General features: G+C 35.1%; 17 protein-coding genes. 8 read left to right on the top strand and 9 right to left on the bottom strand.

From position 1 onward, the window contains the following. Together yhdJ and SYN6308_RS05350 are read left to right on the top strand one after the other, a co-directional pair. Positions 1-864, top strand: coding sequence for an adenine-specific DNA-methyltransferase (gene yhdJ / locus SYN6308_RS05355; RefSeq protein WP_017293408.1), 864 nt, complete (start codon positions 1-3; stop codon positions 862-864). Further along, complete coding sequence (locus tag SYN6308_RS05350; protein ID WP_017293407.1) at positions 864-1,985, top strand: hypothetical protein; 1,122 nt, start codon at positions 864-866, stop codon at positions 1,983-1,985. Before yhdJ ends, SYN6308_RS05350 begins: the two co-directional genes overlap by 1 nt. 215 nt (positions 1,986-2,200) lie before the next feature. Here SYN6308_RS05350 and SYN6308_RS05345 read toward each other — a convergent pair whose 3' ends face one another. Continuing rightward, a complete protein-coding gene (locus SYN6308_RS05345) occupies positions 2,201-3,052 on the bottom strand; it encodes a formylglycine-generating enzyme family protein (protein ID WP_017293406.1) in 852 nt (283 codons plus the stop codon). Between the two features lie 732 nt (positions 3,053-3,784). Here SYN6308_RS05345 and SYN6308_RS05340 point away from each other — a divergent pair. After that, complete coding sequence (locus SYN6308_RS05340; protein ID WP_017293405.1) at positions 3,785-6,259, top strand: ATP-dependent Clp protease ATP-binding subunit; 2,475 nt, start codon at positions 3,785-3,787, stop codon at positions 6,257-6,259. A 208-nt stretch (positions 6,260-6,467) separates the two neighbouring features. On the opposite strand, the gene SYN6308_RS05335 is transcribed toward SYN6308_RS05340, so the two are convergent. From SYN6308_RS05335 to SYN6308_RS05320, 4 genes are all read right to left on the bottom strand, one after another. Next, positions 6,468-7,295, bottom strand: a complete 828-nt coding sequence (locus SYN6308_RS05335) for an HAD-IIB family hydrolase (RefSeq protein ID WP_017293404.1) — start codon at positions 7,293-7,295, stop codon at positions 6,468-6,470. Between the two features lie 69 nt (positions 7,296-7,364). Next, positions 7,365-8,309 (bottom strand): ABC transporter ATP-binding protein, encoded by a 945-nt coding sequence (locus SYN6308_RS05330; RefSeq protein ID WP_017293403.1) that lies wholly within the window; start codon positions 8,307-8,309, stop codon positions 7,365-7,367. Between the two features lie 54 nt (positions 8,310-8,363). Further along, on the bottom strand, positions 8,364-9,023 hold the full coding sequence (locus SYN6308_RS05325) for a class I SAM-dependent methyltransferase (RefSeq protein WP_017293402.1): 660 nt from the start codon (positions 9,021-9,023) through the stop codon (positions 8,364-8,366). A 105-nt stretch (positions 9,024-9,128) separates the two neighbouring features. Beyond that, positions 9,129-9,914 (bottom strand): hypothetical protein, encoded by a 786-nt coding sequence (locus SYN6308_RS05320; protein ID WP_017293401.1) that lies wholly within the window; start codon positions 9,912-9,914, stop codon positions 9,129-9,131. A 243-nt stretch (positions 9,915-10,157) separates the two neighbouring features. Between SYN6308_RS05320 and SYN6308_RS05315 the strand changes: the two genes are divergently transcribed. Both SYN6308_RS05315 and SYN6308_RS05310 read left to right on the top strand, forming a co-directional pair. Next, a complete protein-coding gene (locus SYN6308_RS05315) occupies positions 10,158-12,401 on the top strand; it encodes a heavy metal translocating P-type ATPase (RefSeq protein WP_026101933.1) in 2,244 nt (747 codons plus the stop codon). A 136-nt stretch (positions 12,402-12,537) separates the two neighbouring features. Then, on the top strand, positions 12,538-12,768 hold the full coding sequence (locus SYN6308_RS05310; protein ID WP_017293399.1) for a DUF2283 domain-containing protein: 231 nt from the start codon (positions 12,538-12,540) through the stop codon (positions 12,766-12,768). A gap of 92 nt (positions 12,769-12,860) precedes the next feature. On the opposite strand, the gene SYN6308_RS05305 is transcribed toward SYN6308_RS05310, so the two are convergent. Continuing rightward, positions 12,861-13,190, bottom strand: coding sequence for a HepT-like ribonuclease domain-containing protein (locus tag SYN6308_RS05305; protein ID WP_026101932.1), 330 nt, complete (start codon positions 13,188-13,190; stop codon positions 12,861-12,863). Beyond that, positions 13,162-13,503: a nucleotidyltransferase family protein gene (locus tag SYN6308_RS05300; protein WP_017293397.1), complete on the bottom strand. Its 342-nt coding sequence runs from the start codon at positions 13,501-13,503 to the stop codon at positions 13,162-13,164. The genes SYN6308_RS05305 and SYN6308_RS05300 overlap by 29 nt, the downstream gene beginning before the upstream one ends. Before the next feature lie 217 nt (positions 13,504-13,720). On the opposite strand from SYN6308_RS05300, the gene SYN6308_RS05295 reads away from it, so the two are divergent. Together SYN6308_RS05295 and SYN6308_RS05290 are read left to right on the top strand one after the other, a co-directional pair. Further along, complete coding sequence (locus SYN6308_RS05295) at positions 13,721-14,848, top strand: aldo/keto reductase (protein ID WP_017293396.1); 1,128 nt, start codon at positions 13,721-13,723, stop codon at positions 14,846-14,848. Between the two features lie 226 nt (positions 14,849-15,074). Then, positions 15,075-15,257 (top strand): hypothetical protein, encoded by a 183-nt coding sequence (locus SYN6308_RS05290; RefSeq protein ID WP_017293395.1) that lies wholly within the window; start codon positions 15,075-15,077, stop codon positions 15,255-15,257. On the opposite strand, the gene SYN6308_RS05285 is transcribed toward SYN6308_RS05290, so the two are convergent. Both SYN6308_RS05285 and SYN6308_RS05280 read right to left on the bottom strand, forming a co-directional pair. Next, entirely contained in the window at positions 15,254-15,517 is a 264-nt protein-coding gene (locus SYN6308_RS05285; protein WP_017293394.1) for a Txe/YoeB family addiction module toxin, read from the bottom strand. The genes SYN6308_RS05290 and SYN6308_RS05285 overlap by 4 nt on opposite strands. Next, on the bottom strand, positions 15,498-15,749 hold the full coding sequence (locus tag SYN6308_RS05280) for a hypothetical protein (RefSeq protein WP_017293393.1): 252 nt from the start codon (positions 15,747-15,749) through the stop codon (positions 15,498-15,500). Before SYN6308_RS05280 ends, SYN6308_RS05285 begins: the two co-directional genes overlap by 20 nt. A 286-nt stretch (positions 15,750-16,035) precedes the next feature. On the opposite strand from SYN6308_RS05280, the gene argZ reads away from it, so the two are divergent. Beyond that, the gene (gene argZ, locus SYN6308_RS05275) at positions 16,036-18,150 is read left to right on the top strand and encodes a bifunctional arginine dihydrolase/ornithine cyclodeaminase (protein ID WP_017293392.1); all 2,115 of its coding nucleotides are present in this window, start codon (positions 16,036-16,038) and stop codon (positions 18,148-18,150) included. Positions 18,151-18,245 lie beyond the last annotated feature (95 nt).

The raw sequence follows: 18,245 nt of genomic DNA, 5'->3' as shown, positions 1-18,245 counted from the left end.
ATGAATTTAATATCCACATTTCAAAATGAAAAAACACAGATTATTTTAGGGGAAGCTATCAAAGTATTGAATGAATACATTGATGACGAATCGATCGATTTAATATTTGTCGATCCTCCTTATAATATTGGCAAAAAATTCGCTAACTTTCAAGATAAATGGGAAGATGAAGAAAACTATATATTATGGTGTTATCAATGGCTTGATTTATGTATTAATAAACTTAAAAAAAATGGGTCAATTTATGTGATGTCAAGTACGCAAACAATGTCATATATAGATTTATATTTGCGTAAAAAGCTGACCATTTTATCAAGAATTGTATGGTGTTATGACAGTTCAGGGGTTCAAGCAAAAAAATATTATGGTTCTTTATATGAGCCTATTTTATTTTGCGTAAAAGATAAAAATAATTATACATTTAATAGTGATGATATTCTGGTAGAAGCCAAAACAGGATCACAAAGAAAATTAATAGATTATCGAGGAGATAAACCAAAACCTTACAATAGTCAAAAAGTACCAGGTAATGTGTGGCAATTTCCTAGAGTTAGATATAGAATGCCAGAATATGAAGAACATCCTTCTCAAAAACCAGAAATTTTACTAGAAAGAATTATTAAAGCTAGTTCTAATCCTGATGATTTAATTCTTGATCCTTTTGCGGGTACTTTTACCACTTGTGCCGTAGCACAAAAATTAAATAGAAGATCAATTGGTATAGAAATGCAGGAAGAATATATCAAAATAGGTTTAAGAAGACTGGGAATTGCAGAGGAATATAAAGGAGAAAAATTAACCCCATTAAATAAAGTATTTATGAGGGAAAATACTTGTGAGTATAATCAGTTGAGGATTTTCTAATGTTAGAGCATGAATTTACATTTACTATCAAACAAATATTAACGGAATTATTTGGCAATAAAAATAATGAAATTTTTGAAAAAAGCTATTTAATCCAGTATCTAAACAAAAAAACAAAAGCTGCTAACAGAGGAAGTAAATCTCGTTCTTCTTTTGCAAACCATTATGCAATATATGTGTTAGTAGAAGATTATATTCTCAAAGGATTTTTACAGCCAGAATTTGATTATAGTGAATATGAAGGAGCAAAATATACTGATATTTTTCAGAGAATGAGAGAATTACCTTTCGGTAATAAACTTCAAAATCATGCTTTAAATAGTAGGATAAATGAGGAATTTAAAAAATTTTTTCCCGATATTCTATATCAACCTATTTTAAGAGATATTCAAACAAAACGTTATTGGATAAATGAAAAATTATTAATTATTCGTTTATACGATGGTCAAAAATTAAATATTGCGAAGGCAATTATTAAAATTATTTCAGCTTATGTAGAAGCCAGAAAATCAGCTTTTGATCAGTTTATTTCTTATTGTTCATCTTTAGCTAATATATCTAATGAAAATTTAGAAACAGTTATAGAATTTATCAATTCTCAAATCCAACCAAATGTGGACGCAAGAATTTTTGAAATTGTTAGTTATGCTATTTTAAAGGCTTATTATTCTGACCAAATTATTTATTGGGGCTGGAATATTAACGATTTAACAGAAGAAAATTTAAAGTTATATAAAACAGGAAGAACGAATGCAAATGACGGAGGTATTGATTTTGTAATGAAGCCTTTAGGTCGTTTTTTCCAAGTGACGGAAACACTGGATATTAATAAGTATTTTTTAGATATTGATAAGATACAACGCTATCCTATAACTTTTGTGATAAAAACAGAAAAATCAGAGAATGAAGTATTAACAAAAATAGAAGAAAATGCTATTAATACTTATATAGTAAAAGCTATAGTTAAACGATATATGGAATCAATTGAAGAAATTATTAATATTCCCTATTTACGAAGAATTTTGAATCAATTAATACAAGATGGAAAAACAAAAGAAATCATGAATGAAATTATTTTACAGAGTAAAGTTGAATTTAATTACGATGAAAATGATGATTAATTAATTTTTTTTGTTATCCAACCTATCTGAATATGTAAGAGCAGTATGTACAATTAAATTTACTAGATGCAAAACAGATTGATATGTAATAGGTCGTCATCAGAACAAATATACCCCGAACAGTCCACAAGTGCCTTGCCAAGAGTATCGGCTAAACTGTACGTCTGTTCTTATCCTCTAGCTAAATAAGCACAGTTTGAGGTGCGGAATGTGGGCTAAGAATCACAGGCTACTCGAAAACCGATCAATTTCCCCTTGAATTGGGGTAACGTCCATAATCTTACCCCCGATCGACAATAATAAGCAGTATCATCCCACGAACCACCCCTAATTACTCTGGGTAAATCGTCATCTTCATCGGCAGGTATATCTAACCAAGCACTACCATCTGTCGGACTTCCATTATAATTTTCGTGCCAATGATCTTGACACCATTCCCACACGTTACCATGAAGATCATATAAGCCAAAATCATTAGCGTAAAAACTGCCTACCTCTGTGGTTTCCTGTTTCCACTTTCCGCCACTACCGTCTCCATAACCATAATTAGCTTTATAATTAGCTAACTCTGGGGTGATACTTCTGCCAAAAGAAAAAGGGCAGTTAGTTCCTGCTCTACAAACATATTCCCATTCAGACTCTGTTAATAAACGAAATTTTTTCTCTGTAAGGGAAGATAGTTTTTCACAAAAATTCTGCGCATCAAACCAAGAAATATTTTCTACGGGTTTATTCTCTCCCTGAAAAAAAGAGGGATTTTCCTCCATCACCGCTAAATATTGTTTCTGAGTTATGGGATATTTACTCACAAAAAAAGATTCGATCGATACTTCATGTTGAGGAGTTTCGTCTTTACTTCTTCCCTGTTCAGTTTCTGGAGTTCCCATGATAAACTGTCCTTGAGGAATATGTACCATTTCTAATCGGTTATTTTCCGATAGTTGTACCTCAAAAAAATCTCCTTCCTTTTCTACTTTATTTAAACTTAAAGTATTAGAACTATGATTATTAAATGTGGTTAAATTTATCGTTACAACCTGATACTTATATTTTTGACAATTATTCATAACTTTCAGGGTTTTTCAGTCTTTACAGAGGTTTGATAAAATAATTATAGCGTAATTTGAACATTAAATTTTAGAAATATTCTTAAATAGTTTTTTCTAAATCTTCTTAATTGATGATAACATTTAGAGTGAATAAATTTAGCTAAATATTCCATCAATAACAGAAACAATCTTGATTAAAACAGGGTTTTATCTCTAATTTCGTTAAATTATTTTCAGGTTAACTTTAATTAGTTTATCACAGTTTTTTAACAATTTAGATACAATTATAGCAGTCAGTTATGAGTTGTGAAAATTATCTTATCATCAAAGGCAAGAGGCAAAAGGCAAAAGGCAAGATTAGTCGTATCTTCGATATTTTTTCTAATAATTTATTTCTCACAAATGATTCCTGATTGCTATATTCACAATTAACTCAAAAAAATCATCAAAAATAAATTTTTTTTCACTTTTCAAGATGATTAAAAACTTTAGCTTAATAAATCTTCATAAACTCTTATTTTTCAGAAAAATAAATAAGTATAATAGGAAAACAAAAAATAGAGTAAAAGTAGTTAATTGAGGTGATAGGAAAAGTCTTATAACTATCAGGAATAGATGAAAGACCCACAGAAAAAAACTTTCATGATGTTGATAACCGAACTAATTACTGTACTTACTGACACATACTAACCCTAATCCTGTGCTAAAATCAGCTATTAAACGTGGCATAAGGGTGAGTAAAGAAAAATTATGTTTGAACGCTTCACAGAAAAGGCGATCAAGGTGATCATGTTAGCCCAAGAGGAAGCTCGTCGCTTGGGTCATAACTTCGTAGGTACTGAGCAAATCCTGCTCGGTTTGATTGGAGAGGGTACTGGTGTCGCCGCCAAAGTACTGAAATCTATGGGTGTTAACCTCAAGGATGCTCGGATCGAGGTTGAAAAAATTATCGGTCGAGGTTCTGGCTTTGTAGCGGTGGAAATTCCCTTTACTCCCAGAGCTAAACGAGTCTTAGAGTTATCCTTAGAGGAAGCTCGTCAATTAGGACACAATTACATTGGTACAGAACACCTACTTCTCGGTTTAATTCGTGAAGGAGAAGGAGTCGCCGCTAGAGTTTTAGAAAATCTTGGGGTGGATTTAGGTAAAGTTCGTACTCAGGTTATTCGTATGTTAGGGGAAACCGAAACTACTCCTGTGGGGGTGGGCGGTGGTAATCGATCGAACAAAACTCCGACTTTGGATGAATTTGGCTCAAATTTAACGGTTTTAGCTACTGAGGGTAAATTAGACCCCGTAGTTGGTCGTCAAAAAGAAATTGAGCGTGTTATTCAAATTCTCGGTCGTCGTACCAAAAATAACCCCGTGTTAATTGGTGAACCGGGAGTAGGTAAAACTGCTCTTGCTGAAGGTTTAGCCCAACGCATCGCTAATAAAGACATACCTGATTTATTAGAAGATAAAAAAGTAGTCACCCTTGATGTGGGCTTATTAGTGGCTGGTACTAAATATCGTGGGGAATTTGAAGAAAGACTCAAAAAAATCATGGACGAAATTCGTCAAGCAGGAAATGTTATTCTTGTAATTGATGAAGTTCATACTTTGATTGGTGCTGGTGCAGCCGAAGGAGCGATCGATGCGGCAAACATCCTTAAACCTGCTTTGGCAAGGGGTGAATTGCAATGTATCGGGGCGACTACCCTCGATGAATACCGCAAACACATCGAAAGAGATGCGGCCTTAGCGAGACGTTTTCAACCCGTCATGGTGGGTGAACCGAGCGTAGAAGAAACCATCGAAATCTTATATGGACTACGGGAACGTTATGAGCAACATCACAAGCTGAAAATTTCTGATGAAGCGCTTACCGCCGCCGCTCAATTGTCCGATCGATATATCAGCGATCGTTATTTACCTGACAAAGCTATTGACTTAGTCGATGAAGCTGGTTCAAGGGTTCGTTTAATGAATTCTCAGTTACCCGCCGAAGCCAAAGAGTTAGATAAAGAATTGAGACAGGTTTTAAAAGAAAAAGACGAAGCTGTAAGATCACAAGACTTCGATAAAGCAGGAGAACTGCGCGATCGAGAAATGGAAATCAAAGCGGAAATTCGTGGTTTAGCGGATCTGAAGAAGAAAAATCCTCAAGTTACCGATAGCCCAGTGGTGACAGAAGAAGAAATCGCTCACATCGTCGCTTCTTGGACTGGTGTACCCGTTCAGAAACTCACAGAATCCGAAGCCGAAAAACTCTTAAACATGGAAGACACTCTCCATCAAAGAATTATCGGGCAGGAAGACGCTGTAAAAGCCATTTCACGCGCCATCAGACGGGCAAGAGTGGGCTTGAAAAACCCCAATCGTCCGATCGCATCCTTTATCTTCTCTGGTCCTACAGGGGTAGGAAAAACCGAACTTACCAAAGCCTTAGCAACCTATTTCTTTGGTTCAGAAGATGCTATGATCCGTTTGGATATGTCTGAGTACATGGAACGTCACACAGTATCCAAATTAATCGGCTCACCTCCGGGGTATGTCGGCTATAACGAAGGCGGACAATTAACCGAAGCCGTACGTCGTCGCCCTTATACCGTTGTTCTTTTCGATGAAATTGAGAAAGCACACCCAGACGTATTCAACTTACTTTTACAAATCCTTGAAGATGGACGTTTAACGGATTCTAAAGGACGTACCGTTGACTTCAAAAATACCTTATTAATCATGACTTCCAACATCGGTTCAAAAGTAATCGAAAAAGGAGGCGGTGGATTAGGTTTTGAACTCGAAAGCGATCAGTCAGAATCTCAATACAACCGTATCAAGTCTTTAGTCAATGAGGAATTGAAAAACTACTTCCGCCCTGAGTTTCTCAACCGTCTCGATGAAATTATCGTCTTCCGTCAACTTAATAAAGAGGAAGTCAAGGAAATTTCCGAACTCTTGCTCAAGGAAGTCTTTGCTCGTTTAACAGAGCAGGAAATCTACTTACAAGTGACAGACAAATTCAAAGAGCGTTTAGTAGAAGAAGGTTTCAACCCTGCCTATGGCGCTCGTCCATTACGTCGTGCCATTATGCGACTTTTAGAAGACGTATTAGCGGAAGAAATCCTGTCGAAACGTCTCCAAGAAGGCGACACTGCTACAGTGGATATTGACGAGGATGGAAAAGTAGCCATTAAAGCCACTGAAAAAGAAAATCCTTTGTTAGTCAAAGCTGGTGTCTAATAGACTTAGATCAAAATTTTATGGAATAAGGGTTAAAACCCTTACTACGAACAAATAAAAAATCTATTTGATCAAAATTTTTAGTTAATCTAGGGGAGGTAATGCTCCCCTTTTTTTATCTTAATTTCGAGAAATCTTTACCTAAAACCTACCTCCATCGAATATTTTGGCATCGAACTGAGGTTAATTCAAGTGCCAGTATATCAATTTACGATATAGGGGGGAAATAATGGGCAATACCTTCTAAAATTCCTGCACTATAATTTCCATTCATATTTAAGTAATTTCCTTGGGCGATATAAATAGAATTTGTATCTCCTGTTTCTTGGATATAAGAGTTAACTTTTTCTTTGACTTCTTGATGAGCATTAGCTACTAAAATTGATTTAATCGGGCTAATTAACACATCTAAATCGTTGCCACTATCCCCAGAAAATACGGTATTTTCTAAGGTAAAATCTTTATTTTTCATTAAATACTCGATCGAGCGAAATTTGTTAGAAGATTGAGGTAAAATATCTAATAAACCAATTTTTTTTTCTTCATCAATACTCCAAATTAAGTTCGATTTTAAATTAGCATTTTCTAAGATTAAAGAAATTTTATTGATAATATTTTCGATGTCAATATCAAGGGAAATATAGTAACTTAATTTATGTAAACCCTGTTTTTCTTTTTCCTGTAATTGACACTGTTTAATATCTGTAAAAAGAGAGATTAAATCCGCATAATTTTTATGTTGCCAATCCTTTCCTATGTGATTATCCCAATCTTTTAACCTTAACCATTGACTATTTTCTAGGGTATAAATAGTTGAACCTACATCAGCAATCACAAAATTAGGAAAAGGTAATTGATATTGTTCGATGGCATTTTGTACTAAACTTTTATCTCGTCCAGTTACATAAGCTAAAGTCACATGAGATTGAGTAACTAATTGAGTGAATAAATTTCTAGCTTGAGGAGATTCTGGTGCATCACCATTAGGAATTAAAGTTCTATCTAAATCGGTACAAATTAACAGTTTATTGAGCATGATATTATATTATCGTAGGTTGGTTTAAATCTGTGAAACCCAACATTATTTGTTCATCGAAATTTAATATTATTGGCTGGAGGTAATTCCTTTTTCTTCTAATTGACGAATAAAATATTCTTCGAGGGAATCACGACTTAAATTCATGCTAATTAATTTAGCGGAAGTGCCTTGTAAATAGTTGACAAAACCATCGCTATTTTGTCTTAATTCACCACTAATAAAGTCATTTTCCCTTTTTATATGGGTTAGCCATTCTTGTAATTCTTCTTCTTTTCCACCTTGCACCACTACATGATAACTTTCTTTTGTGCCGAGAATGTCGTCTAGTGAACCGATATTTAACAGTTCACCCCGTGCTAAAATGGCAATTCGATCGCATATTTTCTCCACATCAGACAAGACATGAGAATTGAAAAAAATGGTCTTGCCTTGTTCCTTGAGAGATAGTATAATTTGTCTAACCTGATAACGTCCCATAGGGTCTAAACCAGACATAGGTTCATCAAAAAAGACAATTTCAGGATCATTAATTAAGGCTTGTGCCATACCTACTCTTTGCAACATTCCTTTAGAATACTGTCTTAATTGTTTCTTTTTAGCGGTTTTTTGGGCTAATCCCACTAAATCTAACAAGTGTAAAATTTTTTGTTGATGTTGAGATTTAGGAATCTGAAATATATCGGCGATGAAGCCTAAAAACTCCCAAGCTGTCAAAAAATCGTAATAATAAGCATTTTCGGGTAAATAACCGACTCTTTGCTTGGTGGTTTTGTCTCCTAAAGGTTTTCCTAGTAATAAGGCTTTGCCAGAGGTGGGCTGAATAATACCGAGAAGGGTTTTCAGTAAAGTGGTTTTTCCTGCACCATTAGGACCTAATAAGCCAAAAGTTTCTCCTTGATATACTTTCAGTGTACAATCTTTTAAGGAAGGAACTTTGGTATTCATCCAAAAACCTGTACGATAAATTTTACTTAATTGATAGGTTTCTACTACTGTGGGTTTATCGTTCATATTTATCAGAAATTATATATCAAAAGTCGAAACTATAGGATAATCAATTATTGACTAATCACTAATTCCTAACACTAATTCTAACCATAAAACATTTGCGGATAATGGGAAAGACGATCGATTAGGACGATTTTTTTCTTTTAATCCCAAGGAAGTAAAATAATTTAATTCTGTTTCAGATAATGCCCAAGGTGGGCTTTCTGGTACTTCTTCGGTATCCCTGATATTAGTTACCATCAAAAGTGTACCATCAGGTTTGAGTAAAGATACGATCGAGCTGATCACTTTTTCTCGAACATTAAGAGGCAAGGCTTGAATGGTGCGACATTCCCAAACTAAATCAAATTCTTGTTGCCAATGGGAAGGTAAATTAAACACATCCGCCGTCTGATAATTCACGGAAGAATCAGGAAATCTTTGACGACACCAATTAATGGCAGTGGGAGAAATATCAAAGGCTGTCACTTCATAACCTTTTTTTTGCAAGGCTTCCGCATCATCTCCTAAACCGCAACCCACAACCACCGCTTTTGGTGATGAAATCGGAGTTTCATTTTCTGTTAACCATTGTTGCAAATAGGGATTAGGTTTTAATAATGCCCAAGGTATCTTTTCTGGATTTTGATTCGCCAAAGTATATAATTCTTCAAACCATCCTGAAGGTTGATTATTTTCGAGATATTTTTGGCTTAATTGACGGATAAAATCTTTCATCTATATTATTAATGGGCTTTAGGTTAATTTCTATCTTCATCAATATCTTATAAATTATTTGATGGCGCTCGATGGTAATGGTGGGCAATGCCCACCCTACATTGATTATCGGAAATTAGCTAAGAAATTTTGTCCGTCAAGAGTGCCTTGTCCGATTAAATTATTAATAGAGTTACCAGCGCCCAATTCTACGGTAAAAAATCCTGTAGCCGATGCCATACCCGATCGATCGACTTGTATTCTGATACTATAGGCATCTCTATGAGTTTGTCTTCCTTCAAAGTTGAAACTATTACCATTTTGGAAAACTAAAGATACTCTGGCTTTTTGTTGATTGTCCACACTGACAAACACAGATGTAATATTTTGGTTAGGACGAGATTGCAGACTAAATAATCCTTCTCCAGACTGTTGAATATTCAGATTAGGGGTATTGTTTGGTTTTGAAGTGGTTTGATTTCCTCGAAATGTCATGCGAAACTTTTGACTATCGAGACTACCTTCACCGTTTAACAGACGAATGCTATTATCGGATTGATACTCTAGTAATAAACTTCCCGTTGCATCTGCCATGCCAGAGTTAGTTAAATTAATTCGCCCTTGGGTTGCGGTTTGTCGATTAAAATTGCCGTCTAGGCGCACGGTGCGATTATCACTTAAAAATAAGGTAACTTGAGCTTTATTGTCGGTTTGGATAGTAACAGAAGTTGATGTTATATTAGCAGGTTTCCCCCGCCCCATATTCCATGTACCTTTACCCTGACTGAGTAAATTAACTTGATTACTTTGAGCTAGTACTTGATGATTAATGGTTGGAGTGATTACCGTTAAAGGAGATAATAACAGTGTTACACTGAGTGCGATCGATGATGACTTTGATGATAATTTCATTTTATTTTCTTTAATAACTTAAATTTTCATTATTCATTATCTAGGATAATTTACCAAAAAAAACCTAAGTGAACCATAAAATATTATTCACAATACATACACACATCAAGCACGAGTCAGTTGTTGAGAAGTTGTGCAATAACAGTGATTGAAGAAGTGAAGCTAAATACTTTGACAAGTGGTCTATAATAGAAAAAATATAGCACTCAAAAACTACTTATGTATCATAAAGGACAACCGAAAATGACAACTAATTTATTAGAGAAAAAAACTTTTCAGTTAGAGGGTATGGGATGTTCTGCCTGTGCAAAGTCGATCGAAACTGCTATAAATAAAGTTAATGGAGTAGAAGAATGTATAGTTAACTATGCTTTAGCCGAAGCCACTGTGACTTATAATCCACAGGCAAATGTAGAGGCGATTGAAGAAGCAGTAAAAAAAGCAGGTTATCAAGCCTATATTGCTGATAGCGAGAATCAGGATAAGGAAACCTTAGAAAATAACCGTCAAGAGAAGGAATTAGTCAATAAATTTAAAGTTGGGGCAGTAATTAGTATTTTTCTAGTCGTTACCTCCCTCCCGATGATGACAGGGTTACATATTCCCTTTATTCCCCATTGGTTACATAATCCTTGGTTGCAATTAGTGTTAACCACTCCCGTAATGTTTTGGTGTGGGCAATCTTTTTTCGTGGGGGCAATTTCAGCCTTAAAACATGGCACTAGCAATATGAATACTTTAGTTTCCCTTGGCACGGGGGCGGCTTATATTTATTCTGTAGCAGTGACGTTTTTCCCTTCCTTTTTTGAAAATCAAGATTTACCTGCGGATGTTTATTATGAGTCGGCGGCGGTGATTATTACTTTAATTCTTTTAGGTAAATTACTCGAACATCGGGCTAAAAGTCAAACTTCGGAAGCGATTAAAAAGTTATTACAGTTAGAAGCAAAAACCGCTAGGGTGATTCGAGATAATATTGAGCAGGAAATCCCCATTGTACAAGTGAGAATTGACGATCGAATTATAGTACGACCGGGAGAAAAAATCCCCGTTGACGGTGAAATTGTCGAAGGGGAATCCTCCATCGATGAAAGTATGGTAACGGGAGAATCTGTGGCGGTGAAAAAAACCATCGGTGATGAAGTCATCGGCGCAACTATCAACAAAACGGGGAGTTTCACTTTTAAAGCTACAAGGGTAGGAAAAGACACCGTTTTAGCCCAAATTGTGGAGTTAGTCAAACAAGCCCAAAGAAGCAAAGCCCCCATTCAAAAATATGCCGATCGAGTTACGGGGTATTTCGTGCCGATAGTCATGGTTATCGCCATTGTCACCTTTTTGGCATGGTGGTTATTTGCCGATAATTTTACTCTTGCCTTAATTGCCTCTATCAATGTTTTAATTATCGCTTGTCCGTGCGCATTGGGGTTAGCCACTCCCACTTCTATCATGGTGGGTACGGGATTAGGCGCAAATCATGGTATTTTGATTAAAGATGCTGGTAGTTTAGAATTAGCACACAAAATCAAAACCATCGTTTTAGATAAAACAGGCACTTTAACCGTAGGTAAACCAGTGGTAACGGATTTTATTACCCTGAATACGGAGTCAGAAAAAGAGATTTTAACCCTTGTGGCTATGGTAGAGTCTAAATCAGAACACTCGATCGCGCAATCCATTGTAGAATATGCTCAAAAACAAGAAATTGTGATTAATAATCCCCCCGTGAATAATTTTGAAGCAATTTCAGGATGTGGTGTTCAAGGTATTGTTGATAATCAATTAATCCGCATCGGTACAAAAATATGGTTTGAGGAAATAGGGCTTAATCCTAGTAAAATTGAGGATTTGTGGGATAAGGAAGTTTTTGGTAAAACTAACGCTTGGATCGCCCTCAACGATGAAATTGTGGGGATAATCGCCCTTGCCGATGCCCTGAAGGAGTCTTCTAAATTCGCAGTCAAACAATTACAATCCCAAGGTTTAGAAGTCATCATGTTAACAGGGGATAATCAAAAAACGGCAGAAAAAATTGCGCAGGAGGTAGGTATTAGAAGATTTTTTGCCCAAGTGCGCCCCGAAGCAAAAACCGCTAAAATTAAGGAAATTCAGCAGAATACGGGCAAATTAGTCGCTATGGTAGGAGATGGTATTAATGACGCACCCGCCCTCGCTCAAGCTGATGTGGGCTTTGCCATTGGCACAGGTACGGATGTTGCGATCGCATCCAGTGATATAACCTTAATTTCTGGGGATTTAGAAGGTATTGTTTCAGCGATAAAATTAAGTAAAGTCACCATGAGAAATATCAAACAAAATCTCTTTTTTGCCTATATTTATAATATTATTGGAATCCCCGTAGCAACAGGAATTTTTTATCCCTTTTTTGGTTTATTATTAAACCCGATTATTGCAGGAGGTGCGATGGCTTTTAGTTCAGTTTCTGTGGTGACAAATGCTTTAAGATTGAAAAAAGAATTAATCTAACTGATTTGTACATACAATTTTCGATGAAGGCAGGAGATATTAGTAAGAATCAATCAATAATATCAGGTTGGGTTAAATAGTTATACTAGAAGTTCACGCAAAGACGCAAAGACGCAAAGTTAATATTAAAACTTTTATGGCAGAAAACCTAACTTTTAAATATGATTCAATGGGTGATATTTTATATATAAATAAATGTCAACCATACTTAGAACAAGAAAGCGAAGAAATTGGAGATGATATTATTGCTCGTCTCAATCCTAATACTGGAGAAGTAGAAAATTTAGAAGTGTTATTTTTTTCTCATCGATTGCATAAACAAACTGAATGGCAAATTCCCATCATGGCAAACTTACGTCTTAATTAAATGAGTTCGATGCAAGAATCTTTGATATAGGGAAGTTTTAGATTTTAGGTTAATTTTTAATCTAATCGTTTAAGCTAATTTAGCCGTTTTTATTATTCAATAAGAGGACTAATATATTCTAAAAGTTCGGGGATATAACTTTTGACGACTTGCCACACTAAATCAACTTTTATTTGATCATAATCATGAACTAATTTATCGCGCATTCCTGCTATTTGTCGCCATTGAATTTGTGAATGAGTTTGTCTAAATTCTGGAGATAATCTTTTGACTATTTCCCCAATAATGGTGATTTCGTATAAAATAGCAAGATAACTTTTTTCATCTTCGATAAATTCGGCTTCTGTCATATCATTGGTTAACCTGATAATAGTTTGACATAATTTAGCAATGTCAAGCAGATAGGATATGTCTCGATTCATAGATAACCTTTGCTGTGTTGAGTATATTTTGACGACGTAGCCAATTATGGCTATCCATAATAGAACGTTTTTCTATTAAATCAACTTTTCGTCCTGTTAAGTCTTCTAATTCCTGTTGTATTCTAACTAAATCCATTAAATTTAATTTAAAACTTTGCTTAAATACTACTAAAAAATCTAAGTCGCTATCCTCTCGGAAGTCTTGCTGTAAGACTGAACCAAATAAAGACAATTCTTCTATCTTATTGACTTGACAAAAATTTATTAAATTATCGGATGAAATATTAATTCTTTCCCAAATTTGACTATCCATATCTTTACCAAAATACGATCGCTCCTATTCTATTACTTTTTCGACTTCGACAGTTCAAATGATAAAATATAATTTATAAATTATTGAAATATAGCAGAACTAAATGATTTGTGGACAATCCCCCCTTTAATTCCCCCCAAGTTTGGAGGGTTAGGGGAGCGAAAATTTTACAACTGATTTAGGATTGCTATCGTATAAGCACTATTAATTTTTACCTATGAAATATCGCCGTTTTGGAAAAACAAACTTAAATTTATCCGTATTTTCTTTGGGTTTAATGCGTTGTTGTGATGAAGAATCACAATTTTTAAATACAGTCAAAAAGGCTTTAGATTTAGGCATTAATCATTTAGAAACCGCTAAAAATTATGGTAAAAGTGAGAAATATTTAGGGTTAGCTTTAAAAAAATTAAATATTCCTCGTGAGCAAGTATTTATTACCACAAAATTAACTCCTGTTAATGATGGTAAAATTATGGAAAAATGGTTAGATGAATCATTAACTAATCTCAAGGTTGATTATATTGATTGTTTAGCAATTCATGGTATTAATACACCGCAACATTTAGAGTTATTAATAAAGGAAAATAGTTGTTTAACGGTTTTACAAAAGGCACAAAAACAAGGAAAAATTAGACATATTGGCTTTTCTACTCACGGTAATTTAGATTTAATTTTAAAGACAGTTTCTACAGGGTTTTTTGATTTTGTTAATCTTCATTATTATTACTTTTTTCAAAGAAATTATCCTGTCATAGAATTGGCAAAAAAAATGGATTTAGGTGTATTTATTATCTCCCCTGCGGATAAAGGAGGACGTTTATATACACCTTCTGCTAAGTTACAAGAAATTTGTCAACCTTTGTCACCCTTACTTTTAAATTATCGCTTTCTTCTGCACGATCGAGCCATTACCACTTTAAGTGTAGGTGCAAGTAATCCCGATGAATTGATTTTTCCTTTATCTGTAGCGGATGAGGATGGAGAGTTAACGGCTTTGGAGTTAGAAAAACTCCATCACATAGAAGATACTCTTAATCATACCCTAAAGCTCGATCGATGTTCCCAGTGTCATCAGTGTTTACCTTGTCCTGAAAATATTAATATTCCTGAAATTTTACGGTTGCGAAATCTGGGAGTTGGTTTAGAGATGGAGGATTATGCTAATTATCGTTATCAGATGCTAGAAAATGCAGGACATTGGTTTTGGGGGCAAAAAGGGGATAAATGTACCGATTGCGGAGAATGTCTGCCGAAATGTCCCGAAAATCTTAATATTCCTGAGTTATTAAGGGATAGTCATACTAGATTTAATGGTAGTGCAAGGAGAAGATTATGGGAGTAATTAATCATAAGTAATTAGTATTTTTTATGTGATTGTAGTTAATTCCTCTGATATAATGTTTTCAGAGTTCGATCGAACTTTGTGCTATTAAATTTAAAGGATTAACTATGATTCGTGTCTCTACTAATTTCTCTATATTGGCATTCAAGTTAAAACTCGTAGCGGAAATTTAACAGAAATTTCATGGTCAATTAGTAAAGCTGAAATATCAAAAAATAGCCTTTTAGTGTGTGTTTTAAGTGAACAAAAAATCTCCGAAGCTCAACCAGATTATAGACTGATTTTTGCTGGTTTTATACCTACTTCTGAAATAAAAATTGAGGATGATAAAGCCTATTTATCGATCGAACAATTATATTATGGTGGCGGTATTTATAGTTATTTAGAACATCTTAGGAATTACTTTTAATTATGATAATGATAGCGACAAGATATAATGATAATGGAATCATCCTCAACTCTGTACACTAATCGATGTTCTTCATTAATTCTTTTTGACCAATATCCTTGTAAGTCATGTTTTAAAGGTTCTGGTTTACCCAATCCAGTAAATGGATTTTTTTGTGTGTCTTTGAGTAATAACAAAATCTTTTTAAATATTTTTTTATCTATATTTACCCAATAATTAAATTGTTCAAAGGCATTAATTTCAAAGGTTATTTTTCTCATAATCCTCTAAGTTTATAGACACAATTTTACCCTGTTTTACATTTTCCATCGACTCCAATAACTGTTTTTTATTAGCTTCTGATTTTAATAAATAAGTTGTTTCATCTTCGATTTTAAGGGAATCATTGACGATAATAACTTCAACAGATGCGCCTTCTTTGAATTGACTTTGAGAAATTTCTATTTTGCCATTTTTTCCCACGATTGCCTTTTGTCTGATTGTATTAACCATCTTTATTTTATGCTTAAATTAATACTGATTATAACTTTATATTTTAATAAATTCCTTAAATAATAGTTCTATTAAGGTTCAGATATTAACATCGAAATAATTAAGTATTCAGCAATCCCTAATTATCATTGCGGAAGTTCTAAGTTATGATTTCCACACATAGAGAGTTTAAGGTGAAAAGTACCTACCACATAAAGTTATAATGGAATGTTGGTAAAAAATCTATTGGTTAGAAATACCATTAGCCCATTAAATTTTATAGTTTTATAGTAAATTTCAAATTGTTATGAATCAAGATATTCGCATTCTAATGTGCGCCCCAGATCACTATGATGTGGATTATGTGATCAATCCTTGGATGGAAGGTAATATACATAAATCTAGTCGAGAACGTGCCGTAGAGCAATGGCAAAAACTCCATCACATCATTAAAGATCATGCTATTGTGGACTTGGTAACACCCCAAAAAGGTGTACCTGATATGGTTTTTACTGCTAATGCTGGTTTAGTGTTAGGGCAAAATGTGGTGTTAAGTCGCTTCTATCACCCCGAAAGACAAGGAGAAGAACCCTTTTTTAAACAGTGGTTTGAAGAAAATGGTTTCACTGTCTATGAATTGCCGAAAGATTTACCTTTTGAGGGCGCAGGTGATGCTTTATTCGATCGAGAAGGGCGTTGGTTATGGGCAGGTTACGGATTTCGATCGGAATTAGACTCTCATCCTTATATTGCCAAGTGGTTAGATACGGAAGTTTTATCATTACGCCTCATTGACAATCGTTTTTATCATTTAGATACCTGTTTTTGTCCTTTAGCTAACGGTTACTTACTCTACTATCCCGAAGCCTTCGATAGCTATTCTAATCGTTTAATCGAGATGCGTGTTCCTGAAGAAAGACGTATCGTAGTAGAAGAACCCGACGCTGTTAACTTTGCTTGTAATGCGGTTAATATTAATGATGTGGTAATCATGAACAAAATTAGTCATGATTTAGAGCAACGCATCACGGAAAAAGGCTTCCGAGTGATTCAAACACCCTTAACGGAATTTTTGAAAGCAGGAGGTGCGGCTAAATGTCTTACCCTAAGAGTGACTGAACCGATTTTAGAGGATGTTCACGCTAACGTTAGCGTTACCAGTCGATTAATCAAAATGGAAGGGCATTTACTCGATAGCGGTTTGATGAATCGTGCTTTAGATGTGGTAGTGAAGGAGGGAGGTAGTTTCAAAGTCCTTAAATTTGATTTAGGGGTAGAAAGACAAAGCCCTTCTACTGCTGAGGTGCGTATTTCTGCACCTTCACCCGATGTGATGGAAGATATTGTAAGCCTTTTAATTGATTTAGGCGCGATGTCTCTCCCTGACAGAGAATCCGATGCTAACCTCGAAACGGTGGTGAAATCTGGAGTTTCTCCTGATGATTTTTATGTAACTACTATTTACCCTACGGAAGTAAGAGTTAACGGTTATTGGGAAAGAGTCACTAATCAGCGCATGGATGGTGCGATCGTGATTTCAGAAACAGAAGAAGGTACTACTGCCACTTGTAAACTATTGCGTGACTTGGAAGTAGGAGAAAAAGTTGTAGTTGGTGTTGATGGTATTCGTACGGTTCGATCGACCCAATCCCGTGAAGAAAGAAATAAACCCCAAGAATTTAGTTTCATGAGTGGTGGTGTTTCTAGTGAAAGACGAGTAGAATTATTAGTTGAACAAATTGCATGGGAAATGCGCCACATCCGAGATCAAGGGGGCAAAGTTGCTGTAGTAGCAGGTCCTGTGGTTATTCATACAGGCGGTTCTGAACATCTTTCTCGCTTAATTCGTGAAGGCTACGTTCAATGTTTATTAGGCGGTAATGCGATCGCAGTCCATGACATGGAACAATCCATGATGGGAACATCTTTAGGGGTGGATATGCGCAAAGGTATCCCCGTAAGCGGTGGTCATCGTCATCACCTCAAAGTAATCAATGGGGTTCGTCGTGCTGGAAGTATCGCCCAAGCGGTAGAACAAGGTTTAGTTACTAAGGGTATCATGTACGAGTGCGTAAAAAATGATGTGCCTTTCTGTCTTGCAGGTTCAATTCGTGATGATGGTCCTTTACCTGACACTCACATGGATTTAATTAAAGCACAAGAAGAATATTCTCGTTTACTCAAAGGGACAGACATGATCATCATGCTTTCTACCATGTTGCATTCGATCGGGGTAGGAAATATGACTCCTTCAGGGGTGAAAATGGTATGTGTGGACATCAACCCTGCCGTTGTCACCAAATTGAGCGATCGAGGTTCGGTGGAATCTGTGGGTATTGTTACCGATGTTGGTTTATTCCTCAGTTTGTTATTACAACAGTTAGATAAACTTACTAATCGTTATCAAGTAATCGCTAGTTAAGGATTTATTCCCTAGTTTTTAAAGTTGGTTATGGTAGAGACGTAAAATTTTACGTTTCTACAAAAATTACTGGAGATGTCTATTGCAAATTAACT

Origin of the sequence: Geminocystis herdmanii PCC 6308 (assembly GCF_000332235.1) — a bacterium.
GTDB classification, from domain to species: domain Bacteria; phylum Cyanobacteriota; class Cyanobacteriia; order Cyanobacteriales; family Cyanobacteriaceae; genus Geminocystis; species Geminocystis herdmanii.
The sequence above is the reverse complement of the archived record's forward strand: the minus strand, read 5'-3'. Positions and strand labels throughout refer to the sequence as shown.